The 18,140-nt window shown below is 63.7% G+C and carries 11 protein-coding genes and 1 pseudogene; 3 read left to right on the top strand and 9 right to left on the bottom strand.

Translation table 11 applies throughout. The annotated features are described in order from the left end of the window. Positions 1 to 87 precede the first annotated feature (87 nt). Entirely contained in the window at positions 88 to 4,806 is a 4,719-nt protein-coding gene (locus KZJ38_RS03215; RefSeq protein WP_219798743.1) for a glutamate synthase-related protein, read from the bottom strand. Between the two features lie 391 nt (positions 4,807 to 5,197). Then, a complete protein-coding gene (locus KZJ38_RS03210; protein WP_219798742.1) occupies positions 5,198 to 5,917 on the bottom strand; it encodes a transposase in 720 nt (239 codons plus the stop codon). Between the two features lie 185 nt (positions 5,918 to 6,102). Between KZJ38_RS03210 and KZJ38_RS03205 the strand changes: the two genes are divergently transcribed. Then, the gene (locus KZJ38_RS03205; protein ID WP_219798741.1) at positions 6,103 to 6,837 is read left to right on the top strand and encodes an OmpW/AlkL family protein; all 735 of its coding nucleotides are present in this window, start codon (positions 6,103 to 6,105) and stop codon (positions 6,835 to 6,837) included. Between the two features lie 397 nt (positions 6,838 to 7,234). Beyond that, the gene (locus KZJ38_RS03200) at positions 7,235 to 7,612 is read left to right on the top strand and encodes an ElaB/YgaM/YqjD family protein (RefSeq protein ID WP_219798740.1); all 378 of its coding nucleotides are present in this window, start codon (positions 7,235 to 7,237) and stop codon (positions 7,610 to 7,612) included. Positions 7,613 to 7,762: 150 nt separating this feature from the next. Here the strand turns inward: KZJ38_RS03200 and KZJ38_RS03195 are convergent. The 7 genes and pseudogenes from KZJ38_RS03195 to KZJ38_RS03165 all read right to left on the bottom strand — a co-directional run. Then, positions 7,763 to 8,902 (bottom strand): annotated as a pseudogene (locus KZJ38_RS03195) (deoxyguanosinetriphosphate triphosphohydrolase); the annotation flags it as partial. A gap of 395 nt (positions 8,903 to 9,297) precedes the next feature. Continuing rightward, the gene (gene aroB / locus KZJ38_RS03190; protein ID WP_219800093.1) at positions 9,298 to 10,374 is read right to left on the bottom strand and encodes a 3-dehydroquinate synthase; all 1,077 of its coding nucleotides are present in this window, start codon (positions 10,372 to 10,374) and stop codon (positions 9,298 to 9,300) included. A 20-nt stretch (positions 10,375 to 10,394) separates the two neighbouring features. Beyond that, on the bottom strand, positions 10,395 to 10,946 hold the full coding sequence (locus KZJ38_RS03185; RefSeq protein WP_219800094.1) for a shikimate kinase: 552 nt from the start codon (positions 10,944 to 10,946) through the stop codon (positions 10,395 to 10,397). Between the two features lie 97 nt (positions 10,947 to 11,043). Beyond that, positions 11,044 to 12,684, bottom strand: coding sequence for a type IV pilus secretin PilQ (locus tag KZJ38_RS03180; RefSeq protein WP_219798739.1), 1,641 nt, complete (start codon positions 12,682 to 12,684; stop codon positions 11,044 to 11,046). Beyond that, positions 12,681 to 13,640, bottom strand: coding sequence for a hypothetical protein (locus KZJ38_RS03175; RefSeq protein WP_219798738.1), 960 nt, complete (start codon positions 13,638 to 13,640; stop codon positions 12,681 to 12,683). The genes KZJ38_RS03180 and KZJ38_RS03175 overlap by 4 nt, the downstream gene beginning before the upstream one ends. Further along, positions 13,637 to 14,338, bottom strand: coding sequence for a fimbrial assembly protein (locus KZJ38_RS03170; protein WP_246641629.1), 702 nt, complete (start codon positions 14,336 to 14,338; stop codon positions 13,637 to 13,639). Before KZJ38_RS03170 ends, KZJ38_RS03175 begins: the two co-directional genes overlap by 4 nt. Next, positions 14,335 to 15,348 carry a type IV pilus biogenesis protein PilM gene (locus KZJ38_RS03165; RefSeq protein ID WP_219798737.1) on the bottom strand — a complete coding sequence of 338 codons (1,014 nt, stop codon included), beginning with the start codon at positions 15,346 to 15,348 and terminating at the stop codon, positions 14,335 to 14,337. The genes KZJ38_RS03170 and KZJ38_RS03165 overlap by 4 nt, the downstream gene beginning before the upstream one ends. 303 nt (positions 15,349 to 15,651) lie before the next feature. Between KZJ38_RS03165 and KZJ38_RS03160 the strand changes: the two genes are divergently transcribed. Beyond that, positions 15,652 to 18,054 carry a penicillin-binding protein 1A gene (locus KZJ38_RS03160; RefSeq protein WP_219798736.1) on the top strand — a complete coding sequence of 801 codons (2,403 nt, stop codon included), beginning with the start codon at positions 15,652 to 15,654 and terminating at the stop codon, positions 18,052 to 18,054. Positions 18,055 to 18,140 lie beyond the last annotated feature (86 nt).

Raw genomic sequence — 18,140 nt, 5'->3', positions numbered from 1 at the left:
CCGATGATGCGAGCGGCGGGTGCGCGGATTATTTGCTTTTGCTACAGGCCTTGAGGCCCACGGCGCTTTTGCAAGTCAGGCTGCAAATCAGGCTGCAAGCACTTCCTTCGCGGCCTTCTTCGCGCCCAGTTCGCCAAGCGCACGCTTGTACTCGGTCGGGAAGACCTTGACGAACTGACGGCGCGCCGCGTCCCAGTTCTCGAGCAGCGCCTTCGCACGCGGCGAGCCGGTGAACTGGAAGTGACGCTCGACGAGGCCCTTCAGCAGCGCTTCATCGGTCTGGCCCGCATGCCACAGCGCCTTGTCGACCGTGCGTTCCTGCTCGGCCTGCTGCAGCACCGGATCGAGCGCGACCATCGAGCGGTTGCACTTGCCCGCAAACGTGCCGTCCGGGTCGTACACGTAGGCGAGGCCGCCCGACATGCCGGCCGCGAAGTTGCGGCCCGTCTCGCCGAGCACGACAACCGTGCCGCCCGTCATGTATTCGCAGCCGTGGTCACCCGTGCCTTCGACAACCGCGGTCGCGCCCGAGTTACGCACGCAGAAGCGCTCGCCCGCGACGCCGCGGAAGAACGATTCGCCTTCGAGCGCGCCGTACATCACCGTGTTGCCGCAGATAATGTTTTCCTCGGACTTGCCGCGGAAGTCGTTGGTCGGACGGATGATGATGCGGCCGCCCGACAGGCCCTTGCCGACGTAGTCGTTACCGTCGCCGACGAGGTCGAGCGTGACGCCCTTCGCGAGGAACGCGCCGAAGCTCTGGCCCGCGGTGCCCTTCAGCTGGATATGCACCGTGTCGTCGGGCAAGCCGTCGTGGCCGTACTTCTTCGCGATCGTGCCGGACAGCATCGCGCCGACCGTGCGGTTCACGTTGCGCACCGGCTGGATAAACGACACATGCTCGCCCTTCTCGATCGCGGCCTTCGCCTTCTCGATCAGCGTGTGATCGAGCGCGCGGTCGAGGCCGTGGTCCTGCGATTCGACATGCAGACGCGCGACGTCGGCCGGCACTTCCGGCTGATAGAACACGCGCGAAAAATCGAGACCCTTCGCCTTCCAGTGCTCGACGCCCTTCTTCATGTCGAGCAGATCCGCGCGGCCGACCAGGTCGTCGAACCGGCGCAAGCCGAGTTGCGCCATGATTTCGCGCACTTCTTCCGCGACGAAGAAGAAGAAGTTCACGACGTGCTCGGGCTGACCCTTGAACTTCGCACGCAGCACCGGGTCCTGCGTCGCAACGCCGACCGGGCACGTGTTCAGATGGCACTTGCGCATCATGATGCAGCCTTCGACGACGAGCGGCGCCGTCGCGAAGCCGAATTCGTCGGCGCCAAGCAGCGCGCCGATCACGACGTCGCGGCCCGTCTTCATCTGGCCGTCGGCCTGCACGCGAATACGGCCGCGCAGGCGGTTCAGCACCAGCGTCTGCTGCGTTTCGGCGAGGCCCAATTCCCACGGCGTGCCCGCGTGCTTGATCGACGACAGCGGCGATGCGCCGGTGCCGCCGTCGTGGCCCGCGATCACGACGTGATCGGCCTTCGCCTTCGCCACGCCCGCCGCAACGGTGCCGACACCGCTTTCCGAGACGAGCTTCACCGACACGCTCGACGACGGGTTCACGTTCTTCAGATCGTGAATCAGCTGCGCGAGGTCTTCGATCGAATAGATGTCGTGGTGCGGCGGCGGCGAAATCAGGCCGACGCCCGGCACCGAGTAACGCAGCTTGCCGATGTACTCCGACACCTTGTGACCCGGCAACTGGCCGCCTTCGCCCGGCTTCGCGCCTTGCGCCATCTTGATCTGGATCTGGTCGGCCGACGCGAGATACTCGGCCGTCACGCCGAAACGGCCCGACGCGACCTGCTTGATCTTCGAGCGCAGCGAATCGCCGTCCTTGAGCGGAATGTCGACGATCACTTCATCGCCGATCACCGACTTCATCGTGTCGCCGTTCTTGATCGGAATGCCGCGCAGTTCGTTGCGATAGCGCTTTTCGTCCTCGCCGCCTTCACCGGTATTCGACTTGCCGCCGATGCGGTTCATCGCGACCGCGAGCGTAGCGTGCGCTTCGGTCGAGATCGAGCCGAGCGACATCGCACCGGTTGCAAAACGCTTGACGATATCCTTCGCCGACTCCACTTCGTCGAGCGGAATCGCGCGCATCGGGTCGACCTTGAACTCGAAGAGGCCGCGGAACGTCATGTGGCGCTTCGTCTGGTCGTTGATCAGATGCGCGTATTCCTTGTACGTCTGGTACGAGTTGCTGCGCGCCGAGTGCTGCAGCTTCGCGATCGCGTCAGGCGTCCACATATGTTCTTCGCCGCGCACGCGGTACGCGTATTCGCCGCCGGCGTCGAGCATCGTTGCGAGCACCGGGTTGTCGCCGAATGCTTCGCGATGCAGACGAATCGCCTCTTCCGCCACTTCAAAGAGGCCGATGCCGCCGACCTTCGACGACGTGCCCTTGAAGTACTTGAGCACGAGGTCTTCCGCGAGGCCGACCGCTTCGAAAATCTGCGCGCCCGTGTACGACATGTACGTCGAAATGCCCATCTTCGACATGACCTTCTGCAGGCCCTTGCCGACTGCCTTCGTGAAGTTGTAGATCGCCTTTTCCGGCGACAGGTCGCCCTTCAGGCCGGCCGCGAGCTGCGCGAGCGTTTCCATCGCGAGGTACGGATGCACCGCTTCCGCGCCGTAACCGGCGAGCAGCGCGAAGTGGTGCGTTTCACGCGCCGAGCCCGTTTCGACGACGAGACCCGTGCTCGTGCGCAAACCTTGCGTGACGAGGTGCGTGTGAATCGCGGACGTAGCAAGCAGCGCCGGAATCGCGACGTTGTCGCGATCGGTCTTGCGGTCCGACACGATCAGCATGTTGTAGCCGGACTTCACCGCATCGACGGCTTCCGCGCACAGCGACGCGAGACGCGCTTCGATGCCTTCCTTGCCCCACGCAACCGGGTAGCAGATATTCAGTTCGTACGAGCTGAACTTGCCGCCCGTGTACTGATCGATCGCGCGGATCTTCGCGATGTCCTTGAAGTCGAGCACCGGCTGCGACACTTCGAGACGCATCGGCGGGTTGATGTTGTTCGTGTCGAGCAGGTTCGGCTTCGGGCCGACGAACGACACGAGCGACATCACCATGTTTTCGCGGATCGGGTCGATCGGCGGATTCGTGACTTGCGCGAACAGCTGCTTGAAGTAGTGGTACAGCGTCTTGTTCTTGTTCGACATCACGGCGAGCGGCGAGTCGTTGCCCATCGAGCCGACCGCTTCCTCGCCTGCTTGCGCCATCGGCGCCATCAGGAACTTGAGATCTTCCTGCGTATAGCCGAACGCCTGCTGGCGGTCGAGCAGCGCCGCCGCCTCACGGCGCTCCGTGACGACGTCTTCCGCCTTCGCTTCGATCTCGTCGAGCTTGATGCGCACGGCGTCGATCCAGCTCTTGTACGGCTTTGCGTTGGCGAGGTTGTCCTTCAGTTCCTTGTCGTCGATGATGCGGCCGTGTTCCATGTCGATCAGGAACATCTTGCCCGGCTGCAGACGCCACTTCTTGACGATCTTCGATTCGGGAATCGGCAGCACGCCCGCTTCCGACGCCATGATGACGAGGTCGTCGTCGGTGACCAGATAGCGCGCCGGACGCAGGCCGTTACGGTCGAGCGTCGCACCGATCTGCCGGCCGTCGGTGAACGCGATCGCAGCGGGGCCGTCCCACGGCTCCATCATCGCGGCGTGGTACTCGTAGAACGCGCGGCGGTTGTCGTCCATCAGCGTGTGCTGTTCCCACGCTTCCGGGATCATCATCATCATCGCGTGGACGAGCGGGTAGCCGGCCATCAGCAGCAGTTCGAGGCAGTTGTCGAACGATGCGGTGTCGGACTGGCCCGGGTAGATCAGCGGCCACAGCTTCGGCAGATCGTCGCCGAGCACGTGCGACGCGATCGCGCCGGTGCGGGCGTTCAGCCAGTTGACGTTGCCCTTCACCGTGTTGATTTCGCCGTTGTGCGCGATGAGGCGATACGGGTGAGCGAGTTCCCATGCCGGGAACGTGTTCGTCGAGAAGCGTTGGTGTACGAGCGCAAGTGCGGAGACGACGCGCTCGTCCTGCAGGTCGCGATAGTAAACGCCCACCTGGCCCGCGAGCAGCAGACCCTTGTAGACGATCGTGCGCGCCGAGCACGACGGCACGAAGTATTCCTTGCCGTGCTTGAGCTTGAGCGCCTGGATGCGGTGGCTCGCGGTCTTGCGGATCACGTACAGCTTCCGCTCGAGCGCGTCGGTCACCATGATGTCCTTGCCGCGACCGATAAAGATCTGGCGGATCAGCGGCTCGCTCGCCTTCACGGTCGGCGAAATCGGCATCGAATGGTCGACCGGCACGTCGCGCCAGCCGAGCACGACCTGGCCTTCGGCCTTCACCGTTCGCTCGAGCTCCTGTTCGCAGGCGAGGCGCGACGCGTGTTCCTTCGGCAGGAAGATCATGCCGACGCCGTATTCGCCGGCGGGCGGCAGCGTCACGCCCTGCTTCGCCATCTCTTCGCGGTAGTAGCCGTCCGGAATCTGGATCAGGATGCCCGCGCCATCGCCCATCAGCGGATCGGCGCCGACCGCGCCCCGGTGATCGAGATTTTCGAGAATCTTCAAGCCCTGCTCGATGATCTCGTGGCTTTTCTTGCCCTTGATATGCGCGACGAAACCGACGCCGCATGCGTCGTGTTCGTTTTGCGGGTCGTACAGACCTTGCGCCGCGGGAACCGAGGCGTGCGCGCCTGCGCGGATCGGTTGCTGTTGGTCGTTCATGGGGGACACCGTCTGTCAGGGGCCGGGCGGCCGTTAAATCGTGTGTTGCCGTTTGTGTTGTTGCGTGTTGCGTCGTTGCCGCAGCGGGTGTGGGGAGCGCCGCTGCTGCCGCACGAGCTCTCGGGACATTCGTATGCGCTACGCGCCCCGGCTCGCCGGAATTCGGAATATACGCGACGAATCAATGAAATAGCAAACAAAACCGTGTGATTGAACCCCATTTATCACAATGGTGCATCGCGTATATTTTTTATTAGTGCCATATCAAATTCAAACAAAAGAAAACGGCATGCGACGATGCCGTTTTCGCTGCAAACCCTTGACGGTGAACGCCTTTTCTTTTGGTGTTTGCGGCCTTGCCGACGGCTGACCGTTTCAGCCGCCGTTGCACTTATTGCGATTTCACTGGCGGATCTGCAGCCTCGCGCACTTTGCGCGGCCGGCCGCGCGGCAGCGGTGACACGCGCCGGTTCGCGGCCCGCGCCGCCCATTCGCGATAGGAATCGCTGCCGAGCACCCAGCCCTTGAGCGTCGCCTGCTGCAACTGGCTTGCCTCGCGTTCATCGAGCGGCTGCTCGCATAGATCGCGATACGCGCGCTGTCGCTCGAACGGCGTATTGCCGAGCGACCAGTACAACGGATGGTCGGTGATCAGGCTATCGAGCGTGAGGCCGATGTGATGCCGGTAGCTCGACCACCGGTAGTCTTCGGCTACCGCGACGAGCTGGCTGCGCACCGGCGACATTTCGACGACGCGGCTCGCGAGCAGAAAGTAACGCTCGCCCTCGATCACCGTCGCGCGATAGCGGCCTTCCCACAGTGTGCCGCGTCGCGAGTAACGCCGGTTGAAGTGCGCGACGTAGCGCCGGCCGACCGCCTGCATCGCCTTCGGCAAACTCGATTCGTCGGTGGGTGTGACGAGCAGTTGCACCGCGCCGGGCATCAGCGCGTACGCATGAACCGCGAGGTGATGATCGCGTGAGGCCGCCCTCAGGCAATCGATAAAGAGTTCGTAGTCCTGGTCGTCGACAAACGCGGGCTGCTGGTCGAGTCCGCGCAGGATCACGTGTTGCGGCTGGTCAGGAACATAAAGACGTGCAAGCCGTGCCATGCTGGATTATCCAAATTCGCGTTGGTACATACCCGAAGGTCCGACAGGCGCCACCGGTGCGGCGTTCCGCGTGGCGGGCCTGAGCCAGAAACCGTGCGCAGCCCAGAGTGAACGCTCTAGCCGGTGCGTATGGTTTGTTTCAAACGTAATGTTCATAATGTGCGGGCCTTTCAGGAGGAGCACATATGAAACTAAAACAGGCCATCTCGGGGGCCGCTGCTGCATGCGCATTCGCATGCATGTCGACCGCAGCTCACGCTCAAACGGCCGGAAGCTTTTACGTCACGACAGGCTGGTTCCATCTTGCGCCTCAGTCGAGTAGTGATCCGTTGAAGGAGACAAACGTAGGGGGCACACCCGTCGACATCACGATACCCAACACGGGCGCCAAAATCAGCAGTGCCGATACCGTTGGCTTCACCGCGGGGTACTTCATCACCGACCATATCGCTGCCCAGTTCGACATCGGCGTGCCACCGACCTTCGATATCGATGGCACGGGACAGTTCGGGCAATTCGGCAAACTCGGTGAAGCGAAACAGTGGAGCCCTGCGCTGCTGCTCAAGTACTACTTCCTTGCACCCCAGTCGAATTTTCGTCCGTTTCTCGGCATCGGCGTGAGCCGTGTCTGGTTCACCGACGAGACCATTACGAACGGTGCATTCCTACAGGGTGTACTGCATGGTCCGACCACGGTGACCACGGATAGTTCTTGGGTGCCGGTGTTTAATGCGGGCTTCACGTACGCGTTCACCCAACACTGGTTCGCGGCCTTCTCGATTTCGTATCTGCCGATCAGCACCACGGCGAAGCTGAATACCGCTGCGCAAACGCCGGTCGGAACGCTAAACGTGCAGTCGCAAACCAAGATTCGACTGAATCCGATCGTCACGCTGCTAAGCGTCGGCTACCGGTTTTAACCTAGGTTAGACGAGTTTTCCCGGCTTGGATAACGCCGTTGCGCGATGCGCAGCGGCGCTTTCGTTTTTACGCAATCGCACGTCGCGATCAGGTTCGTGCAATGGCAATACTGCAAGCATTGTAAATTTGACGCTTGCACGGAATGGCTGCTGAAAATTCTGCTGCATGGACCGTGCGGCGGGCGTTTCCGATGCGTTCGCACACGTAGAGGCGCATGCGGCGCGCGACGCTTCGCCGCGCTCGTCATCGTTTCGGAGGGCAGGCACCGAAGTTGCGTCCTGAGGGTTTTACCGCTTGTACCCGCGCTTTCCTGCGCTTTCTCCTGCGCTTTTTACTGCGCTTCCTGACGGTCAGGCAGAGGGGACTTTTCATCAAACCATCATCGACGGAGCGACCATGACTGCACTACCGAATACGCGAGATGCGATTGGCGAATCCTGGGCAACGACGGGGCGCCGTGCGCGCCGCATCGCGCGCCACAGCCGTCACGCTGCGGAAGACATCGCGAGCGAACTGCGCACATTGATCTCGGAACTCGAAGGCACGCTCGGCGACGGCACGCATGCCGACGCTGCCGCGTTGCGTAGCCAGGTGCGCAAGCGCCTCGACGATGCACGCGAGCGCCTGAACGATACGCGCTCGGCGATGCGCGAGCGCGCGCAGGTTGCGTTAAACGGTGCGGACGAATACGTGCATGAGAACCCGTGGCGAACCATCGCGATGGTCGGCGCGATCGCGCTCGTGGCGGGCGCGTTGATGTCGCGCGGACGTTGAGGCGGGGTTTGGGTGCGTGGGCGCGTGCGTCGAAGTTTTAGCGCGCTCGCTCGTGCTTTAGCGGTTCGGCTCGCGTGCGATGAGGCGCGCTGCGGATGCACGCGCAACGTAGCGGCGCGCCGCGCGCGTCATTCGGGTGCGCTAGTTTCGTCAATTGTCTTCGACGACGAAAAGCCGTCGATACTCCTTGAGCGCATAGCGGTCCGTCATGCCCGCGATGTAATGCGCGATCAGCCGCGCCTGCACGCCCGCGTCCGCCGACTGGTAGTTCGGCGGCAGAAGGCGCGCGTCGTCGCTAAATGCCTCGAACAGGCCGGTGACGACGCGTCTCGCCTTGTTCGCCATGCGCATCACGCGATAGTGCCGATAGAGGTTCTTGTACAGGAAGCGCTTGAGCACCGTCGCCTGCGCAGACACCGTTTCGCTATGCGCGACAAGCGGCGGCGCGGCACGCACGTCATCGAGCGATTGCGGCGCATGACGCTGCAGATTGCGTGTCGTCGTATCAATCAGGTCGACGATCAGCGTGTTGATGATGCGCCGCACGATCTCGTGAATGAGGCGGCGTCCTTCGATCTCCGGATAGTCGCGGCGCGCTGCATCGTAGTGCATGCGCCATAGTTCGACTTCCGCCAGCTGGTCAATCGTGATGAGGCCGGAGCGCAGGCCATCGTCGACGTCATGATTGTTGTACGCGATTTCATCGGCGAGATTGGCGATCTGCGCCTCGATCGACGGCTGACGCCCGTGCAGGAAACGCTCACCGAGCGCGCCGAGGCGGCGTGCGTTTTCGCGCGAACAATGCTTGAGAATGCCTTCGCGAGTTTCGAAACACAGATTGAGCCCGTTGAACGCGCCGTAGTGTTCCTCGAGTTCGTCGACAACCGCGAGGCTCTGCAGATTGTGCTCGAAGCCGCCATGCTCGCGCATGCAGTCGTTCAGCGCATCCTGTCCCGCGTGGCCGAATGGCGTATGACCGAGGTCGTGCGCGAGCGAAATCGCTTCGACGAGATCTTCGTTGACGCGCAGGTTACGCGCGACCGAGCGCGCGATCTGCGCGACTTCGAGGCTGTGCGTGAGCCGCGTGCGAAACAGATCGCCTTCGTGATTGACGAAGACCTGTGTCTTGTATTCGAGACGCCGGAATGCAGTCGAGTGGACGATGCGGTCGCGGTCGCGCTGGAATTCGGTGCGCGCGCTCGGCGGCGCTTCCGGATGGCGGCGGCCCAGAGACTGCGCGGAATGCGCGGCGTATGGCGCGAGATGGGCCTCGAGTGCGGCGACGGATGGCAGCGATGATGAAAGCGGCGGCGTGGCGGGCGCGTTGGACGTTCCAAACGTGTTGGCCCCTCCAGGCGCGTTGGACAGCTGAGACGCGTCTGTCGCACGCGGCGCGCCGGACGCTTCGAGCGGATTGTCGCTGAGTCTTTCGATCACCTGCTTCTCCGGAGCAAAAGCGCGGAACAAAAACGCGAACCACAAGCGCGAACCAAGGGCGTCGCGCGTGTTCGGCACATTTGCCGCACTCGTGGCCGCGGCGCATGCGATGCATTTGCCACATTGCACGCACTCGCCGCGCTGAGCCGCTGAGCCGCGTTCGGCGCGTTCGGCGCGTTCGGCGCGTTCGGCGCGTTCGGCGCGTTCGGCGCGTTCGGCGCGTTCGGCGCGTTCGGCGCGTTCGGCGCTTAGACGGTTGCCGCGAGCGTCGCGTTCACCGCATCGTCGGGTGCGCGCGTGATCAGCGTCTCGCCGAACCGCTTGAGCAGGATGAACTTGATCTCGCCCGCTTCCGCCTTCTTGTCGACGCGCATCAGGTCCACATAGCGCGCGGCGCCGAGCGCCGGCGCGCGCGTTGGCAGGTGCGCCGCCTTCACGAGCGCAACGAGGCGCTCACGCGCCGCGGCGTCGAGATGGCCGAGCCTCACCGACAGATCCGCCGCCATCACCATGCCGCAGCCGACTGCCTCTCCGTGCAGCCACTCACCGTAGCCGAGGCCCGCTTCGATCGCATGGCCGAACGTATGGCCAAAATTGAGAATCGCGCGCAAGCCGCCTTCGCGTTCATCAGCCGCCACCACCGACGCCTTGATCTCGCACGACCGCTTCACCGCTTCCGCCAGCGCCTGCGGCTCGCAGCGATTGAGCGCGTCGACATTCGCTTCGATCCAGTCGAAGAACGCGGCATCGGCGATGGCGCCGGTCTTGATCACTTCGGCGATGCCGGCGGCAAGCTCGCGGGCCGGCAGCGTGCGCAGCGCGCCGATATCGGCGATCACCGCCTGCGGCTGATAGAACGCGCCGATCATGTTCTTGCCGAGCGGATGATTGATGCCGGTCTTGCCGCCCACCGACGAATCGACCTGCGACAGCAGCGTTGTCGGCACCTGGATAAACGGCACGCCGCGCATGTAGCACGCCGCGGCAAAACCGGTCATATCGCCGATCACGCCGCCGCCGAGTGCGATCAACGTCGTCTTGCGATCGGCGCGCGCGCCCAGCAGTGCGTCGAAAATCTGATTTAGCGTTTCCCAGTTCTTGTGCGCCTCGCCGTCCGGCAGCACGACGGTCGACACATTCTTGCCAAGCGGCGCCAGCGCACGGCGCAGCGCCTCGCCGTACAGCGGCTCGACCGTCGTGTTGGTGACGATCGTGACCGACGAGCCCGCGATATGCGGCGCGAACAGTTCGGTCTTGCCGATCAGATCGGCGCCGATATGAATCGGATAGGCGCGTTCGCCCAGATCGACATTGACGGAAATCATCGAGGTGCTCATGGTCACGATTATGCTGCAGGTGGTTTGCCGACGCCCGCCATCTCGAGCTGCATCAGCACCATATTGACGAGGCCGTTAACCGACGGCCGCCCGGTCTCGATGACGAAGTGCGCGCATTCGCGGTAAAGCGGGTCGCGCACCTCGAAAAGCGCTTCGAGCTTCGCTTTCGGGTCTTCAGTCTGCAACAGCGGGCGGTTCTTGTCGCGCCGCGTGCGCAGCCATAAATCGTGCGGATTCGCGCGCAGATACACGACCAGCCCGCGATTGCGCAGCGCCTCGCGATTTTCGGGCCGAAGAATCGCGCCGCCGCCGGTCGCGAGGACAATTCCCTCGCGGCTCGTCAGTTCTTCGATCGCCTGTGCTTCGCGTTCGCGAAAACCGGCTTCGCCTTCGAGCTCGAAAATTACCGGAATACGGGCACCCGTGCGCTCCTCGATCTCGTGATCGGAATCGAAAAACGGACGATCGAGCCGCCTCGCCACGGCGCGGCCGACGGTCGTCTTGCCCGCTCCCATGAGCCCTACGAAAAATACATTGGCGTGTGCGTCCCGCGCTTGCAACGGTGTCCTCTTATTCAATCCGGTTGGGTTCGTGCCGCAGCTTACTGGCAAAGCGGCTGGCTTGTCGAGCCTGCGGCCCGACGCGCCCTTTCGCGCGTCAATTCATCTGCACAACGGTCGGCGTGATGAAAACGACCAGTTCGCTACGCGCGTCCCGATGCGCGCGATGGCGAAAAAGCGCGCCTAAAAGCGGTATTTTGCCCAGGACCGGCACGCGAGTCACATCGTCGCGATCATCGGTCTCGTAGATGCCACCGATCGACACCGTTCCGCCATCCTCGACCTGCACCCGCGTTTGCACGTGTTTCGTGTTGATCGCCGGGCCCGATGCGGTCTGCTCGCCGACGCTGTCTTTCGCGACATCAAGGTCGAGCACGACCCGGCCGTCCGGCGTGATTTGCGGTTCGACTTCGAGTTTCAGGCTCGCACGGCGAAACTGCACGCCCGACACGCCTTGGCCGACCTTGGCCTGATACGGCAGTTCCGTGCCCTGTTCGACGATCGCCTTCATTCGGTCCGCGGTGACGACTCGCGGACTCGACACGATCTGCCCGCGCCCTTCCGCTTCGAGCGCACTGAGTTCGACGTTGAGCAGACGCGTGGCACGCGCGGCGAACAGCGTCAAACCCGCGGTGGCCGCATCGAAGCCGGAAATCGGCCGCGCCGACAGATCGTGAATCGCCCCTTCCTTACCGCCTGTCACGCCGATTGCCGAGCCGTCCTCGCTTGTGGCCGCCATTGACAGCTTGACGCCGAGATTGCGCGAAAAACCAAGCTCGCCTTCGACGATACGCGCTTCGATCATCACCTGTCGCGTCGGCTGATCGATCGCTTCGACCAGCTGCGCGATCTCGTCGAGACGCGCCTGCAGATCGGTGATGAAAAGCAGATTCGTGCGCGGATCGGCGATCACGGCGCCGCGTTTCGACAGCACGCGCTGGTTGCCCGACCCGGTCAGCATCTTGCGAACTTCTTCCGCGTGCGCATAGTGCAGTTCGAATGTGCGGCTTGCGAGCGGTTCGAGATCCGCGCCGCGCGCGTGTGCTTCGAAGCGCTGCCGCTCGCGCGCGGCGAGTTCGGCAAGCGGCGCAACCCAGATCACGTTGCCGCGCCGCTCCATCGCCAACCCGTTGACGTCGAGCAGCGTATCGAACGCGGTGCGCCACGGCACTTTGTCGAGATGTAGCGTAACAGTAGCGCGGGCCTTGCCGCTCGCAATGATATTGAGGCCGGTGAACTGTGCGAACGCATTCAATACGGCACCCAGTTCCGCTTGCCGGAAGTTCAGCGAGATGGGCCGGTCGGGCGGCAGACCGTCGGCCGTTGAACGCGTCGATGCGGGGGTAAGCCTCGTTAACGGCGCGAGCGGTACGGGCGGCCCTTCGAGCGCGGTCTGCTGGTCTTCGGTACGCGGCAGCTCGGCGCGCGACGACGATTCGGTGTTTGACGCGGTTTTTCGCGGGGCAGGCTCGTCGTCATATGCCACGGCCGATGCAGTGCCGGACGAATTGGCTTCCGCCAGTTCACCGCTACCTGCAGATTCCGCGTCATTGAACGGATTGTGCATCTGCTCGGAGGCAAGGCCCGGCAGCGGCGGCACACCATACCGCGCGGTTGCGTCCGCAGTCGCATCATCAAGCGGCATCGGCTCGGGCAGCGGCGGCAGCGACGCATATGAGGCCGAACTCGCCATCGCGGCCAACACCAAAAGCGACTTCACGCGATAACCGGCCTTCATTGCACCGCTTCCTCGAACATCAACCGGTGCTCACGTCCATCGCGCGCAGCGAGTGTAATGCCGAACCCATCGACTCGCGCGACGCTGTCTGCACCGACACGCTGCCCGGCCTCGAGCGTTGCTTCGCCATCGGGCGTTTCGACGAGCCCTAGCCCACGCGCAAGATCGTAAAGAAGGCCGACCAGGCGGAACCCGACCGTGTCCGACTCGGGTATGCGCGCATCAGGCTGCAAGGGACGCGAGAACGGGTCGTAAAAAACGATATCTTCGTCGTCATCGGCCGTCAGGCCGTCGTTCAACCCTTCGAACGGGTCGGCCGGACGAAGCGCATCGAATACGTTGAGCGTCGCGCTGACCGACAACAAGCGGCTTCCCGATTCGCCAGTCTGCTTGACAAGCAACTCTCCCGGCACGATCAACACCGGCAGGCTGGGCAACGCGCGCATGAAGGCCAGCAATTGCGAGAAGCTCGCGAGCGCCGTCATGCGCAACGGGCGCATCGCATCGATGCCCGCGCCCGTTACCGCGCCCGGTTCGAGCGCAAGCAACGTCATGCCGCCGCGCGCGGCCAGTTGCGACACGATGCGCACGTCATCGGTCGATGCACCGCTGCCAGACGCCCGGGCCGGGCCCGTCAAACTTTCTGCGCCGGCCAATGCACGCAACGCCGGCAGTTCGCCGACAGCACGCTGTGCGCTATCGAGGCGCCGTTGCGTCTCGTCGACCAGCGCCCTCGTTGCGCGCGCGCCCATGAAGTCCGCGGCGATCCACGCGTTCCCCGCGATCGCAAACGTCGCGATTGCGATCAGACTCGCGACGAGAAGCCGGAACATCAACGGACTTCGCATGTGCCAGGCACGCAGCGATGCGAACAGCGCGAGAGAGTCCGCTGCTTCATGCCGCTGTGTGTTGCCTCGATTGATCGGGCCGAGGCGGCCCGTAAGCGTCGTACTCATTTCAAACCTCGCATGTTGGCGCCTCGTACCGGACGCGCTGCGGCAGGCGCAGCGCCGCGCGCCGCCGCCGGTTCACGCGCACCGTCCCAATCGAGGCGCGCCGAAAATTCAATTGCGCCACTCGCGTTTTGCACGGCATCGCGCGCAGGAGCCGTCGCGCGGCGCTGGTCTTTGACTTCGGCATCCTTCACACCGCGTATCGCGGCAAGCCGCTTGACCCACGACGCGGGTGCCGCATGATCGCGTGCGCTCGCGAGCAGCTCCGTCTCGTGTTCACGCTGGCGCAGCTGCTGCAAAACGATTTTGTCGTCTGACTCGCCGCTTAACGCGTCGAGCAGCGCTAACAGATGCACAAGCGGTTCCGCGCGCGTCGAGGCATGCGCCGCACGCGTGCGTGCTTCCTCGGCGGCGCGCGCTAGCCGCTTGTGCTCGGCTAGCGGTGCCGACAGTTGCGCAAGCGAGCGTTCGATCGAAGTGCGCTGCGCATCAAGTCGCACGCGTTCGACGGCTTGCCAGGCGGCCAGCATCAGCACGGCGATGCATCCCGCGACAAGCGCCGCAAACACCTCGACGATGCGGCGCCGCCGTTCGCGGCGCGCCGTGAACTGCCGGTACGGCAGCAGATTGAATCCGCCTGTCCGCACCGGCCGCACACGCTGCGACGGCGCCATGCCGAAACGCAACGTGAGCCGCTTCATTCGTACACGCCGCGCACAGCGAGCCCGAACGCAACCGCAGACGCCGGATCGTGCAGCAGATCGGTTTCGTACGGCACCTCCACCTTGCCAAGCAGCGTGCATTCGAACGGGAACACCATGCAGCCGAGCACGTCGCCGATGTCGGCGAGCGACATCGAGACGCCATCGAGCAGATCGACATCGCCCGCTACGAACACCGCGGAAAGCGGAGCGCCTTCGCCAAGGTCGCGCAACGCATCGGCGAGGCTGCCGTGCTCGGGCGCCGGATAGTGCATCGATGCGACGACCGTCTCATCGGCAAGGCGCCAGCCATAGACGCCATCGCCGCCGACCCAGAGCGCCGCGTATTCGTCGCCCGGTTCCAGCTCCTGCGCCGCCGAATAGCGCATCGCGCGTAGCGCCGCATGCGGTTCTCCGTCGATCGCCGTCAGCGAGATGCCCGCAATCGCCGCGCATTCGATGCGCGCCTCGAGATGCTGCCGCGCGGTGGCGGCAATCGTCACTTCGCCGCCATTGAATGCCGACCTGTCGATATACCAATCGACCGCGAGCGCGTGACGCTCGATTCCCGCGATGCGCTCGATCTCGACCAGCACGGCGGGCTCGAGTGAGGTGAGCATGTCGCCCTCCGCGTATTCGGCCGCCGGTATGCGCGAGCGCGAGCGCCGCATGGTCGGCATGAGCTGCTGAAGCTGCTTGAGCGGCACGCTTGCCGTTAGCGTGGCCGAGCCCGGAATCGCCATCGCACAGCGCAGCGAAAGCAGGATGTGTTCGGGCGGCACGCACTCGAACACGTCGTAGAGCGCCTGCGCGACCGCGGGCCGGTCGATGATGTCCGCGCCTGCCATCGCGCCGGATCGCACCGGCATCGACGCGACACAATCGATGCGCAGCGGCCCATTGCTGCACATGGCCCGGCTCAGCACGACGAGCCGCACCGCTTGCGGACCCAGGTCGATGCCAGCCGCGAACCGGCGCACCGCCATTTCCAACGAAGTTTTCAACGCCATCTTGCCTCCCTTTCACCAACCCGCGAACAACCCATTCGAACGCGGACAACGGAAAGGATTGTGTCGAGACTGTTTCGTCTGCGAAATTCGGCCGAATGGCTAACGCGTGCACAACGACTGCCCGCGCGTGCGCGGAGGGACTACAGTGGTGTCATTCCGTGATGCCGTTCGCACTGACGTTTTTCGGTGGCGCTGTCATCGTCGGCTGCTTCGTGGTGCTCCCCGATCTGTGTCGCAATGTAAGCGCATCGAAAGCTGATGGTGCGCGCGGCTATAATCGCGGGACTGGTTTCTGGTGGTCATATGCAACAAACTTCGAATCCGTCTTCTCCGCCGCCGGCGCCACGCAAACGCAAGCGTCCGTTGTGGCTCACGCTTATTTTCGGTTTCGTAGGCCTTATCTTTGCCGGCATTCTGTGTGTCGCGCTCGTGCTCGGCTATGCGCTCGTCGTCGCCACGCCGAATCTGCCCTCGCTCGAGGCGCTCACCGACTATCAGCCGAAGGTGCCGCTGCGCATCTATACGGCCGATCACGTGCTGATCGGCGAGTTCGGCGAGGAGCGGCGCGACATCGTGCATATCCGCGATGTGCCGGACAACCTCAAGAAGGCGGTGCTCGCCATTGAAGATGCACGCTTCTACGATCACGGCGGCGTCGATCTGACCGGCATCGCGCGGGCGGGCATCGTCGCGCTGACGAACGGCCATGCCACGCAAGGCGCGAGCACGATCACGATGCAGGTCGCGCGCAACTTCTTTCTGTCGAGCGAGAAAACGTACACGCGCAAGGTGTACGAGATGCTGCTTGCGTACAAGATCGAATCGAAGCTGTCGAAAGATCAGATTCTCGAGGTCTATATGAATCAGATCTATCTCGGCCAGCGCGCGTATGGCTTTGCGAGCGCCGCGCGCGTGTATTTCGGCAAGGATCTGAAAGACCTCACGCTCGCCGAATGCGCGATGCTTGCGGGACTGCCGAAGGCGCCTTCCGCCTATAACCCGGTGGTCAACCCGAAACGGGCGAAGGTGCGTCAGGAGTACATCCTGCAGCGCATGCTCGAACTGCACTACATCACCCAGCAGCAGTTCGACGATGCCGCGCGTCAGCCGCTGGTGGTGAAGGGCGCGGGCAAGGAATTCAGCGTGCACGCGGAGTACGTGGCCGAAATGGTCCGGCAGATGATGTACGCGCAGTATCGCGAAGAGGCGTACACGCGTGGGCTGAATGTGGTCACGACGATCGACTCGGCCGATCAGGACGTCGCCTATCGTGCGCTGCGCAAGGGGCTGATGGACTACGAACGCCGGCATGGCTATCGCGGCCCCGAAGCGTTTATCGATCTGCCGGCCGACGCCGACGATCGCGAACAGGCCATCGACGATGCGCTGCTCGAACATCCGGACAACGGAGAAATTTATGCCGCGGTCGTCACCTCGGCGAGTCCGAAGCAGGTGCAAGCCACGCTGATCGGCGGCAACGCGGTGACGATTACCGACGGCGGGCTTCGTTACGCGGCTTCCGCGTTGAACTCGCGCGCGCAGCCGAACCAGCGGATCCGGCCCGGCGCGATCGTGCGGGTGGTGAAGAACGACGACGGCGACTGGTCAATCACACAGTTGCCGCAGGTGGAAGGCGCGTTTATCTCGATCGTGCCGCAGGACGGCGCGATCCGCGCGCTGATCGGCGGCTTCGACTTCAACAAGAACAAGTTCAACCACGTCACACAGGCGTGGCGGCAGCCGGGCTCGAGCTTCAAGCCGTTCATTTATTCGGCGTCGCTCGAAAAAGGCCTTGGACCCGCGACGGTCATTAACGACGCGCCGCTCTTTTTCAGCGCCGCCGAAACGGGCGGCCAGGCGTGGGAGCCGAAAAACTACGGCGGCGGCTTCGACGGGCCGATGACGATGCGCACCGCGCTGCAGAAGTCGAAAAACCTCGTGTCGATCCGCATCCTGAACCAGATCGGCACGAAGTACGCGCAGCGCTACATCACGCAATTCGGCTTCGACGCCGATCGTCACCCGGCGTATCTGCCGATGGCGCTCGGGGCGGGCCTCGTCACGCCGCTGCAGATGGCGGCCGCGTACTCGGTGTTCGCCAACGGCGGCTATCGCGTCAATCCGTATCTGATTGCGGAAGTGACCGACCAGCGCGGCGTCGTGGTTGCGCATGCGCAGCCGCTCGTCGCCGGGCAGAGCGCACCGCATGCGATCGAGCCGCGCAACGCATATGTCATGAACAGCCTGCTGCAAAGCGTTGCGCAACGCGGCACGGGTGCGAAATCAAACGTGTTGAAGCGCACCGACCTCGGCGGCAAGACCGGCACCACCAACGATTCACGCGACGCGTGGTTCGCGGGCTACCAGCACACGCTGACCGCCATCGCATGGATCGGCTACGACAACCCGCGCAGCCTCGGCGACAAGGAAACCGGCGGCGGACTCGCGCTGCCGGTGTGGATCGAATACATGGCCCGCGCGCTCAAAGGCGTGCCCGAGTACAAGATGCCGATGCCCGACGGCGTCACAACGATCGGCGACGAGTTGTATCTCGACGGCTTTACACCGGGCAACGGCTTTATCGCGTCGGTCGGCGTCCCGCAAGCACCGGCCGATGAAATGGCAAGCGGGGCCGAGGGCGCCGCGCCGCAGCAGGTCGGGGAGCAGGAGAAGCAGGACATCATGAACCTGTTCCGCGGGCACTAGGGCACGGGCGAGCAGCAGGCTCGAGCGCGCACGCGTACCGGCGAAAGCAGGCGCATGTACCGCGAGCGCGACCTCGTGTACCGCGT

Origin of the sequence: Paraburkholderia edwinii (assembly GCF_019428685.1) — a bacterium.
Lineage (GTDB): Bacteria > Pseudomonadota > Gammaproteobacteria > Burkholderiales > Burkholderiaceae > Paraburkholderia > Paraburkholderia edwinii.
The sequence above is the reverse complement of the archived record's forward strand: the minus strand, read 5'-3'. Positions and strand labels throughout refer to the sequence as shown.

Bases quoted from the DNA above. Each gene is read 5' to 3' on its own strand.
- KZJ38_RS03215 (WP_219798743.1), bottom strand. From the start codon at position 4,806: ATGAACGACCAACAGCAACCGATCCGCGCAGGCGCGCACGCCTCGGTT.
- KZJ38_RS03205 (WP_219798741.1), top strand. From the start codon at position 6,103: ATGAAACTAAAACAGGCCATCTCGGGGGCCGCTGCTGCATGCGCATTC.
- KZJ38_RS03160 (WP_219798736.1), top strand. From the start codon at position 15,652: ATGCAACAAACTTCGAATCCGTCTTCTCCGCCGCCGGCGCCACGCAAA.
- KZJ38_RS03200 (WP_219798740.1), top strand. From the start codon at position 7,235: ATGACTGCACTACCGAATACGCGAGATGCGATTGGCGAATCCTGGGCA.
- KZJ38_RS03165 (WP_219798737.1), bottom strand. From the start codon at position 15,348: ATGGCGTTGAAAACTTCGTTGGAAATGGCGGTGCGCCGGTTCGCGGCT.
- KZJ38_RS03210 (WP_219798742.1), bottom strand. From the start codon at position 5,917: ATGGCACGGCTTGCACGTCTTTATGTTCCTGACCAGCCGCAACACGTG.
- KZJ38_RS03180 (WP_219798739.1), bottom strand. From the start codon at position 12,684: ATGAAGGCCGGTTATCGCGTGAAGTCGCTTTTGGTGTTGGCCGCGATG.
- KZJ38_RS03175 (WP_219798738.1), bottom strand. From the start codon at position 13,640: ATGAGTACGACGCTTACGGGCCGCCTCGGCCCGATCAATCGAGGCAAC.
- KZJ38_RS03170 (WP_246641629.1), bottom strand. From the start codon at position 14,338: ATGAAGCGGCTCACGTTGCGTTTCGGCATGGCGCCGTCGCAGCGTGTG.
- aroB (WP_219800093.1), bottom strand. From the start codon at position 10,374: ATGATTTCCGTCAATGTCGATCTGGGCGAACGCGCCTATCCGATTCAT.